The following is an 8,788-nucleotide window of genomic DNA, read 5'->3' on the forward strand; positions in this document are numbered from 1 at the left end:
CCGGACTTTCCCAGGTAAGTGTATTCCATTTGCTGTTTCCTCCCTATCTTTTATTAAAATAATCCGCTTGTTTCATAAAAACCGATTCGACTCGTTCGACAATTTTTCCGTCCTGTTCGGATCTTTGACTCACTTCGTTCCATTCCTTGTCTTGTGAGAATGCTTCCCACTGTCTTGTCCGTTCTTCGATGCTCTCGTATTTCATCGTGTAATAAAGCTTAGGTTGTTCTTCTAAATCCTCCCAAAAATCACACACCTGCATGCCCAATCTGTCGAAAATACCTAGTGTATGATCGGAAAAGCGCTTTCGAATTGCATCGATTCTTCCCGGAAGAATCGTATAAATTCTCAATTCGTATATCATTCGTCAATCACCTCCGCTCATCGATTCTATTCAATTATAGGTAAACAAACCTGTCATGAGAAGAAGTGAAAAAGTTTATATTAAGTTACCTTAAGTTAACTAGCGTGATCGGTGAAGGGTTTTTCTGGGCATCTCCCACGAGAATAGGAGAGCAACATTCCGAATCTCCCCTCGTGATATAACTAACGATGTAAAACAAAAAGAGGAGATGAGGATATGAGCAGATTGAACGGTAAAATCGCATTAGTAACAGGGGCCAGTAGAGGGATTGGCCGGGGAATTGCCTCGCGTCTGGCCCGTGAAGGGGCAGTTGTCGCTGTACATTATGGCAATAATCATCAAGCAGCCGAAGAAACGGTTCGGGAAATCCAGCAAAACGGCGGTTCTGCTTTTGCGATTGCCTTGCCCCGTCTAAATGATGGAAGCCGCATCATCAATATGTCTTCATCCGTTACACGCATAGCTCTCCCTAATCTCTTGGGTTACAGTGTATCCAAAGGTGCGCTTAACACCCTCACTTACGTCTTGGCGCAGCAGTTAGGAAGCCGAAATATTACAGTAAATGCCATTTTGCCTGGAATCATCGATACCGACATGAATACCGGAACGCTTCAGGATCCAGATGGGCGGAAATTCGCCGCAGGTCTTTCCACTTTCAATCGATGGGGGCAGCCTGAGGATGTCGCAGATATTGCTTCGTTCCTCGCCTCTTCGGACAGCCGATGGGTAACCGGACAGTTAATCGATGCAAGCGGAGGCTCTCATCTATAAAGAAACCTGTCAAAGGCTTGGCCGCTGCCAATATCCCAATAATTTTCATAATAAGTGGCTATTTCCTATGATTTAATCCTACCACTTTTATCATGGCTAACATCTTTGCACCATAACCGAATTTTCGATCTGATAAAATAATGGAAAATCAGTATGGAAATTTAGCTATAAGGAAAAAATGGTGATAACTATGTGAAGTGGAGGAATGGGAAGTATATGCGGGATACCGAAAAAATTACGGGAACTCAGCTAGGCTTATTACTATATATTTATGTGCTTTCCACACTCATCTTATCCGTTCCCGGAGTGATGGTGAAGTTGGCCAAGCAAGATGCCTGGTTGTCGGTGTTCCCTTCCGCTTTAACAGGTTTGTTGACCATATGGGTGATGATAACACTCGCGAATCGTTATCCGGGGTTGACGATTATTCAATACAGTTCAAAAATTATCGGGAAATGGCCGGGAAAATGTTTGGGGGTTTATCTCTCCTACTATTGGTTTTCTTTTATTGGTGTTTTGTTATACGGTCACGCCGGGTATGTTCATACGTTTCTATTACCGATAACCCCAATTTGGGTCGGGACCCTGACGATCTTGATCCTTAGCGGTCTGGCTGTTTTTGCGGGAATTGAGGTCATCGGAAGATGTAATGAGTTCCTTACACCAATCATCATTGCTTTTTTGATTCCGCTTTTTATCCTGGCGATTGGGGATTCAGATCCAGGACAGCTAAAACCTGTATTAGCGGAAGGAATCGTGCCGGTATTAAAGGGGGCTTTCGTCCCATCAGGTTTTATGAGTCAGTTTTTTTTGTTGGGCTGGTTCCTTCCGTTTTTAAATCAGCCTAAAAAGGCGCTTAAGATCTCGTTGATCTCGCTTCTTGGTATTGTTCTTTTTCTCTTTGTCATTAATTTACTGACGATCATGGTCCTCGGTCCGATAACAGGCAAATTAAATTATGCATTTTCATCTCTCATTCAATATATTGGTGTTCAAGGATCATTCGAACGTTTAGAAGCTTTTACTGTTACGATTTGGGTGATGGGACTCTTCGTGAAGTTATCGGTGACGTTGTTTATGCTTTGTTATAGTTTAAGCCAGCTCTTCGGCATCCGGAGTTACCGGGATATCATTGCTCCAGTTACCCTTTTGTCCATGGTTGGATCGGTTTGGATTTTCAAGAACTCAGCGGAGTATCAAAGTTATATTAGTATATATTCTTTCAATGCTTTTTTTACGCAAAATCTGCTGCCATTGGCGCTTCTCCTGATAGATAGCCTAAAAAGGAGCGTGAACAAATCACTTCTTTAAAATCATGTTTCCGAGGGACTTAAAAGCAAATGTATAAGGGGAAACTACGCTTGCTATGTTAACTCCCGCCATTAACAAAGATCCGATAACAGCAGCCGCCCCCATTAAGCCGCCGTATACTGCGGCTTCTTTGGTTTGTTGCTTTCTGAGCAATGCTTGTATGCTAACAAAAGACCATACGGCCAACAAACATACATATCCCCCTATTTGTACGATCATTCCTTGATCTCCTTTTCATTCCATTGTAGAGGAGGGCCTGCCATCCCTGATCCACGTACATTAAGCTTTACCGCTATCGAAATGTCTGCTTCGGGAAACTTTGTATCCCATTGTTCTTTCAACGCTTTCCACTGTTTGGGCTGATTTCGGTAAATTTCTTGGCCGAAACCCACAATATCCACTTTGTATTTCTTTTGGATTTTGGATAAGAAATCCTGGACTTGTTTTTCAACTGATTTCTCTAATGCATGCTGTACAAGTTCGAGGTTCTTTTGTTGACCGATATCCAACAAAGTATTATTTTCATAAAGGCTTCCTTCCCCTTGGAGTTGAACAATGATTTTGACTTTATTACCACGTATTACGGGGGTTATCCTTCGCTTTGTACTCGTTAAAACCATACCTACATTTCCATTACCTTCCGGCAAATTGGCGGTGACCCTGCCCAACTTCATCTTGCCAGTAACCCAAAGTAATCCGCCTGTTTCTTTTCCGTTCAAAAAACCGGCTAATTTGAAATTCTTAAAAATCGCTGTTCCTGAAAGCTTAAACATGTTGTTTTCGCTTTGCTTCATTCCTTTTAATACAACATCAGGTTCAATAACTCCCATGATCGGGTTGATTCCTTCGCTCGATGCTGCTATAAAAAAATCTCGCAAATCAACCGCTGTCTCGCTCCCTGATAATTCCATTTCCTTGACGGCTTCGGTAGGCACTTGTTCAAAAGGGTACTGGATTTGCAAAATGTCCCGCCCTTCTCTCCCCTTTACAACCATTAAATTGGTTCTCAATCGATTACGCGGATCGTGGGTGAGATAATCGAGTACACCCTTAATTCCGTGTTTAGCTAACGGTTCACCTATAAAAACAGTGCTGCGATGAGCGGTAAATAACCTGCGGGATAATTTTTTCTGAAGCCTTTGGATAACTTCATTGATATTTTTTCCAGCAGCCGTTATAACAAAAAACTTTTCTTGTTGTCCCGGCCCACCACTAGGCCCCCCTGGACTAGATGGAGGGATTGCGATCTGAACAGACCCTACGATGTCCCCATCATCCTTTAGGTCGATTGCACTGCCCATGACGAATGCAATGTCGTTTATCTCCGTATGGTCCCAACAACCGCTTGTGATCAATACTATGAATAGTAAGCCGATGAGCATGAATGGTTTCATTCTGAAGTTCCTTTTCCTTTCTTCACCCAGTGACGAGCTCGTATCCTAATTTTTCTCGGATGACTGCCTCCCTTGACTGGGACTTGGTTTCTGACCTTGCGGTTCACGAACCATATTGTTAGATGCTGCGATCTGGGGGCGCCGAGTTTTATTCCAAATAGGTGAACGGATCAATACATCTTTCAATTCCTTAATCTTAAGCGGGGCTATAGGAGTAAAATAAGGGACGCCGAACGAGCGAAGGGATGTAACATGCAGCACGATACCAATGAACCCAAGTACAATACCGTAAAGTCCTAGCGTACCCGATAAGAGCAGCATCGGAAAGCGCAGTAATCGAATTCCGTTTGCAAAACTATATCGTGGAATGGTAAACGCTGCAATGCCAGTAATGGATACGATAATGACAACCGGAGGCGATATGAGTCCCGCCTGCACAGCCGCTTGGCCCATAACCAATGCCCCTACGATGCTTACCGCCTGCCCTATTTGTTTGGGTAAACGAATCCCTGCTTCCCGCAGCGCTTCAAATATGACTTCCATTAATAATGCTTCAATCACGGCCGGAAAAGGAACCGGTTCCCTGGAGCTTGCAATACTCAGCACCAGGTTAGTTGGAATCATTTCCTGATGAAAGGTCGTAATGGCAACATACAAGGGAGGAGCGAATATCGCGATGAATATGAAAAGGAATCGAATCCACCGAACAAAAGTTGCGACAGGCCAACGCATATAGTAATCCTCACTCGCCTGCAGCCCAGCCCAGAAGGTCATCGGAACAATTAACGCAAAAGGAGTGGAATCGACAAGAATGGCTGCCTTCCCTTCCAATAGTCCTGCAGCTACGACATCTGGCCGCTCCGTACTAAGTACTTGCGGAAAAGGGGAGTAAGGGAAATCCTCAATAAATTCCTCGATATAACCGGAATCGAGGATACCATCGATCTGAATCCGGGTTACCCTCTTTCGAACCTCCTCAATTAAAGCACCGGTAATAATACCATCAATATAAGTGATGACTACTTTGGTTTGTGAAAGCTCCCCAACCGTAAATGATTCCATTTTTAGCTTCGGGGTTTTAAGTCTGCTTCGTAAAAGCCCTATATTTGTTGAAATATTTTCAATAAATCCATCTCTGGGTCCACGAATGACGGGTTCCGAAGAAGGCTCTTCAAGGCTTCGTTTTGCTTTATCGGAAACCAGAACGATCATCGCACCGCTGTCCCCTGCCGCAAGAACCGCAGCACAACCATTTAACAAATAACGAACAATTTCAGCTACATTGGATGTAACATTCGTCGTCCCGATGGAAATTGCCTGATCGTCCAGAACTTCTACTTCGTCAGGTACCAAAACATCTTTCATTGTCCTCTTAGATATCAACATTTTCAGTACTTGATCGTCAAGCAACTTTATGTCAACCAAACTTTCAACATATACGACTAAACATTGAGTATTACCTGCTATCCGGACTTTGCGGTATACGATATCGGAACAGTTTTGGAAAACGCTTTTGAAGATCATCTCATTATGCTCAATATCCGGGGATAACTCGCGGTTATCTTCATCATCGAACTGAGGCTCCTTCATGGCCGTTCGATACTCAAGTTTAATACGCATCCTTTTCCCAAACCATTTCATTGATAAGACCTCCTGAAAGTCAACACCTATACTATCTCCATTTTTTGAGAAATATATTTATGTAATCGCTTAAATTGTAATAGGTCAAATTTCAAAAAAAGTTTATCAGTATACTAAAATGAATAACGATTTAATGGTTCGGGTACTATCTGACGAAGACGGTAAGTACCCTCTCCCCCATCTATTGTTTCAGCATGGAAGCAACTGAAAGTTAGGTAGAATTTTGGGTTATGAAACAAATGAAGATAAATAAATATCTGCAAAAGACATAAGTAAATATACCGCTAAAATTGGATAGAATAATTGAAGTAATCTAACCCTTCGGAGAAAAATAGGCTCAAGCCGTCAGGAATGTCCTGACGGCTTGAGCCTATTTTTCCTTCCATTTCTTCCCGATAGGGAAACGGAGCGGCGACGGTACTAGACTATTGCGCGACATTTACTCGTACTGACAAGAAAAGAAATGTATGTGGACCTGGGCGAAGACTATTTTGAAAAGCACAAGCAATCAGCTATTGTTCGGAATTCGGTTCGAAGACTTAGAGCTTAGGTTTTGCCGTTACCATTTCAGAAGTTTCCTGATCCACGATCAACAATATTCCTAGGCGCTGCACATTTTTAAAAAATGAATGAGCTGCGTTCTCTTTAGTATTGTCTTTTTACCAAGTAACCGTAGTTAATTTTCATGGTAGCTTAACGAGAATGCAAATAAGCTGGTAGTTTTTCTAATGATCTATGCTACAGTCACGATGATAGGCTGATTCTTTGTAATTATTATAGTATGCTCCTGTTGTGCCGCAAAGCTATTGTCAGGCACACATAAAGTCCACCCATCCTGCTGTTCGACGGCATATCCAGCACCAGTAGATAAAAAAGGCTCGATTGTAATGACCAAGCCCTCTTTCAATACACGTTTATCATGCTTGTTATAAAAGGGTAGAATCTCTTTGGGGGTCTCGTGCAGGGATTTACCAATACCGTGACTGCACAGATTCTTAATCACATTATAGCCGCCCTTTTCAGCCTCGATTTGAATAATCCTTCCAATTTCGTTCAATTTTACTCCATGCTTCAGTGAAGAGATCACCTTCATCATCGTATCGTGCGTGTATTGACAGAGGCGTGTTAAAGATGGATCGTAAGGGGGCATTGGAAAAGAGTGCCCTGCATCCGCAAAATAGCCCCCAAGTTCGGCTGAAACATCAATGTTTATTAAATCGCCCGGTTGAATCTTTCGATCCCCCGGTATACCATGAGCAATTTCATGGTTAATGCTAATACATGTGTTGCCGGGGAAGTTATAAGTTGTTTTAGGTGCAGGCACAGCTCCATGCTTTTTCAAAAACCGTCCTCCAATATCATCCAGTTCCTGTGTCGTAATTCCCACACATACGTGACGTTTCATTTCACTAATCGTCAATGCAACGATTTTGCCAATTTCCTTCAGACCATCGATATCGTTTTGAGATCCTATTGTCATAATTGACCCTCCATTTTCCAGATAACTCCATTTTACCACATAGGAGAAATATTCCGTTATCCTGCCCGTTCGTAGCTTAAGCCTTTTCAGATTCTTACTCTTGGGTATCCATATTATCCAGCCTTCCGAACGATACCTTTCGAGGGAGGTTTTTTGACTGCAAACTCTCATATGCACCATTTATATCTGGGACGTGCTGTTTGGTCAGCACCAGTCCCCGAACAGTATTAATCAGAGGATTTCAATAAGTTTATTTGTGTAGATATGGTTGTATTAACAATACAAGACCAATAATTGCACATATTGCTGTTCCAATTCCAGAAAATACAAAATAGGCTGTTGAAGGCTCACTTGTTGCCTTCCAACCTTGGGTTATCCTCCAAAAAGTTTTTGGTTTTATAGTGGCTAACAATGCAGCTCCAGTCCAAAGTACAAGAAAAATAGTAATTGCTGTAGTAATTACTTTTATCTCTGGCGGTACCATCTTCATCCCTTCCCTTCCCTACACTTCTGGGAAAATAACAATTTCCTTAATTTGTTTCTTAAGATTTGCTTCCAAGAAAGAGTCCCAATATCCAGTGCTATCTTCTATAATAAGCTTTTTTAACAAGGGTTTGATCTCAAAAAATAACACGACAATTTTATGATGTATTTCGACGGGGGCATACACAGTCTTAGTAAAACCAGAGAATCTAAGTTTTCTGTCATAGGCGATCGAGATTGATTCACATTTGGGATGCGGAGTCACTACGATCGAATCAACATCGTTGCTCTCTATCTGCCATCCATGTGTAACAGAGAACTTTTGAACCTCGGCTACAACCTCATGAACCTTATCCATCGAAGGAGCTATACCTTGGTACGCGATTATTATCATATAAACCTCCGATTGTCAAACATTATTTACTCACTAGTTTAGACGCAAAGTCCTGTTGTTGTAGAGTAGGGGACTGGTTTACCAGTCCTCCCTCATCAAACCGTACGAGCAGTTTTCCCGCATACGGCTTTCCGATGTTCTTCACCTAGCGCAGTATAACTGCCCCAAGCACTGACTCGTTTCAGTCCCATACGACCGAGTACCTCGGCGACCCTTCTCGGGTGCAGTTGGTTCCGCTTGTGCTTTTTGTTCCAGTACAGTGTCAGTCTACGAATAATATGCCAGTCAACTTTTAATAGAAATTTGTTCGTCATGCCAGGATCTACGCTGCCATAATAGTTCTTCCACCCCTGTATGATGGGATTGAGCTTGTCCACCATTTGCTTTGGTGACCAGTAAAGTCGCGCACGAGGCGCTGTTACTTCCTTTACCTTGGCACGCATCTTTTTCATCGCCTTTTTGGATGGAATACTTCGCAAGTCATAAAATTTCCCAGACTTAAACAATTTCGGCATGCGGCGGTGATGGAATCCGAGAAAGTCGAATCCCTCTTTATCCAACCACAGGTTCACAAGCTTGAACTTGTACGTGTTCATCGTCAATTCCAATTTCCTGAAAACTGCCTTAAGCACCTGAATGGCTTCCATAGCGTGGGGTTTATTTTCACATAAAATAACTAGATCAATCAGCATACCGCACTAGTGTGCCGATATGGGAAAATTGCTTTTCCCATAAGGTATCGAGATAGTTCAGGTAGATGTTCGCGAGTAGCGGAGAGATGACTCCACCCTGAGGGCTTCCGATTTCCGTGTTATGAACCTGTCCATCTTCCATGACACCGGCTTTCAGCCACAGTCGAATAAGTTTCAACACTCTTCGGTCACTCACTCGTTGTTCCACGAGTTTGAGCAATTTGTCATGCGGGATATTGTTAAAGTACCCGGCGATGT

At 42.6% G+C, this 8,788-nt stretch carries 11 protein-coding genes; 2 read left to right on the forward strand and 9 right to left on the reverse strand.

Features of this window, described 5'->3' with window-relative positions; all coding sequences use genetic code 11:
* Positions 1-43: 43 nt before the first annotated feature.
* On the reverse strand, positions 44-364 hold the full coding sequence (locus tag ACFPYJ_RS05985) for an NIPSNAP family protein (protein ID WP_379187152.1): 321 nt from the start codon (positions 362-364) through the stop codon (positions 44-46).
* A gap of 216 nt (positions 365-580) precedes the next feature.
* On the opposite strand from ACFPYJ_RS05985, the gene ACFPYJ_RS05990 reads away from it, so the two are divergent.
* Together ACFPYJ_RS05990 and ACFPYJ_RS05995 are read left to right on the forward strand one after the other, a co-directional pair.
* Complete coding sequence (locus ACFPYJ_RS05990; protein ID WP_379187153.1) at positions 581-1,135, forward strand: SDR family oxidoreductase; 555 nt, start codon at positions 581-583, stop codon at positions 1,133-1,135.
* Between the two features lie 216 nt (positions 1,136-1,351).
* Complete coding sequence (locus ACFPYJ_RS05995; protein ID WP_379187154.1) at positions 1,352-2,446, forward strand: GerAB/ArcD/ProY family transporter; 1,095 nt, start codon at positions 1,352-1,354, stop codon at positions 2,444-2,446.
* On the opposite strand, the gene ACFPYJ_RS06000 is transcribed toward ACFPYJ_RS05995, so the two are convergent.
* The 8 genes from ACFPYJ_RS06000 to ACFPYJ_RS06035 form a co-directional block, all read right to left on the reverse strand.
* The gene (locus tag ACFPYJ_RS06000; protein ID WP_379187155.1) at positions 2,435-2,665 is read right to left on the reverse strand and encodes a hypothetical protein; all 231 of its coding nucleotides are present in this window, start codon (positions 2,663-2,665) and stop codon (positions 2,435-2,437) included. The two genes, ACFPYJ_RS05995 and ACFPYJ_RS06000, sit on opposite strands and share 12 nt — an antisense overlap.
* Positions 2,662-3,840: a Ger(x)C family spore germination protein gene (locus ACFPYJ_RS06005; protein ID WP_379187156.1), complete on the reverse strand. Its 1,179-nt coding sequence runs from the start codon at positions 3,838-3,840 to the stop codon at positions 2,662-2,664. Before ACFPYJ_RS06005 ends, ACFPYJ_RS06000 begins: the two co-directional genes overlap by 4 nt.
* 45 nt (positions 3,841-3,885) lie before the next feature.
* The gene (locus ACFPYJ_RS06010) at positions 3,886-5,481 is read right to left on the reverse strand and encodes a spore germination protein (RefSeq protein WP_379187157.1); all 1,596 of its coding nucleotides are present in this window, start codon (positions 5,479-5,481) and stop codon (positions 3,886-3,888) included.
* A gap of 733 nt (positions 5,482-6,214) precedes the next feature.
* Positions 6,215-6,961, reverse strand: coding sequence for a type I methionyl aminopeptidase (map, locus tag ACFPYJ_RS06015; protein WP_379187158.1), 747 nt, complete (start codon positions 6,959-6,961; stop codon positions 6,215-6,217).
* A gap of 250 nt (positions 6,962-7,211) precedes the next feature.
* Positions 7,212-7,451, reverse strand: coding sequence for a DUF6199 family natural product biosynthesis protein (locus ACFPYJ_RS06020; protein ID WP_379187159.1), 240 nt, complete (start codon positions 7,449-7,451; stop codon positions 7,212-7,214).
* A gap of 12 nt (positions 7,452-7,463) precedes the next feature.
* Entirely contained in the window at positions 7,464-7,838 is a 375-nt protein-coding gene (locus ACFPYJ_RS06025; protein ID WP_379187160.1) for a hypothetical protein, read from the reverse strand.
* Positions 7,839-7,933: 95 nt separating this feature from the next.
* Positions 7,934-8,530 (reverse strand): group II intron maturase-specific domain-containing protein, encoded by a 597-nt coding sequence (locus ACFPYJ_RS06030; protein WP_379187161.1) that lies wholly within the window; start codon positions 8,528-8,530, stop codon positions 7,934-7,936.
* A partial coding sequence (locus tag ACFPYJ_RS06035) for a reverse transcriptase domain-containing protein (RefSeq protein WP_379187162.1) occupies positions 8,520-8,788 on the reverse strand: 269 nt, incomplete at its 5' end. The genes ACFPYJ_RS06030 and ACFPYJ_RS06035, both read right to left, overlap by 11 nt.

Source organism: Paenibacillus solisilvae, from assembly GCF_042656405.1.
GTDB classification, from domain to species: domain Bacteria; phylum Bacillota; class Bacilli; order Paenibacillales; family Paenibacillaceae; genus Paenibacillus_Z; species Paenibacillus_Z solisilvae.

Coding starts and splice junctions, on each gene's coding strand:
- ACFPYJ_RS05985 (WP_379187152.1), bottom strand. CDS start 364: ATGATATACGAATTGAGAATTTATACGATTCTTCCGGGAAGAATCGAT.
- ACFPYJ_RS05990 (WP_379187153.1), top strand. CDS start 581: ATGAGCAGATTGAACGGTAAAATCGCATTAGTAACAGGGGCCAGTAGA.
- ACFPYJ_RS05995 (WP_379187154.1), top strand. CDS start 1,352: ATGCGGGATACCGAAAAAATTACGGGAACTCAGCTAGGCTTATTACTA.
- ACFPYJ_RS06000 (WP_379187155.1), bottom strand. CDS start 2,665: ATGATCGTACAAATAGGGGGATATGTATGTTTGTTGGCCGTATGGTCT.
- ACFPYJ_RS06005 (WP_379187156.1), bottom strand. CDS start 3,840: ATGAAACCATTCATGCTCATCGGCTTACTATTCATAGTATTGATCACA.
- ACFPYJ_RS06010 (WP_379187157.1), bottom strand. CDS start 5,481: ATGAAATGGTTTGGGAAAAGGATGCGTATTAAACTTGAGTATCGAACG.
- map (WP_379187158.1), bottom strand. CDS start 6,961: ATGACAATAGGATCTCAAAACGATATCGATGGTCTGAAGGAAATTGGC.
- ACFPYJ_RS06020 (WP_379187159.1), bottom strand. CDS start 7,451: ATGAAGATGGTACCGCCAGAGATAAAAGTAATTACTACAGCAATTACT.
- ACFPYJ_RS06025 (WP_379187160.1), bottom strand. CDS start 7,838: ATGATAATAATCGCGTACCAAGGTATAGCTCCTTCGATGGATAAGGTT.
- ACFPYJ_RS06030 (WP_379187161.1), bottom strand. CDS start 8,530: ATGCTGATTGATCTAGTTATTTTATGTGAAAATAAACCCCACGCTATG.